Here is a 423-nt window from a genome sequence, read left to right on the forward strand (position 1 = left end):
AATGAAACTCTTTCCTGTGCGGGTATCTATCCACCTGCGGCGGCGCAGAACCAGTACCACCTTGTGGTCACGGATGGGAAAGTCTGTCACCTCTACGGGAGAGATAAAACCCTTCGATTCAAAATGAGTGTCACCCTGAAGGTCTGGATGTATTTTCTCGTCAAGGTGAATGTGCATCTCAGGCTCGTCATAAGCCTTCGTGTCAACGTACTCAATATCCGTTATGATGAAGTGGTCAAGCACTTCCTTGGGCAGCACCATACGTGCCAACATTAGCAAACCTTTGTCTTCCATGATGCAAATTTACATAAAACCCCCGAATTATAAGCCAGTCGGGATAAAAAACCTAATGTCATTTCCCCGAATCGGGCAGTGTTTGAGAGAAAAAATGTCAAGTCCGCCACAGATTCTTGTCCTATATAC

1 protein-coding gene is annotated in these 423 nt (G+C 45.9%); it reads right to left on the bottom strand.

The genetic code is table 11. The features are described 5' to 3' along the window. The coding region (locus CIK93_RS06945; protein WP_216820892.1) for a hypothetical protein at positions 1-294 on the bottom strand (294 nt) is incomplete at its 3' end. Between the last annotated feature and the right edge of the window lie 129 nt (positions 295-423).

The sequence above is a fragment of the Prevotella sp. P3-92 genome (assembly GCF_002251205.1).
In the GTDB taxonomy this organism is placed as follows: Bacteria; Bacteroidota; Bacteroidia; order Bacteroidales; family Bacteroidaceae; genus Prevotella.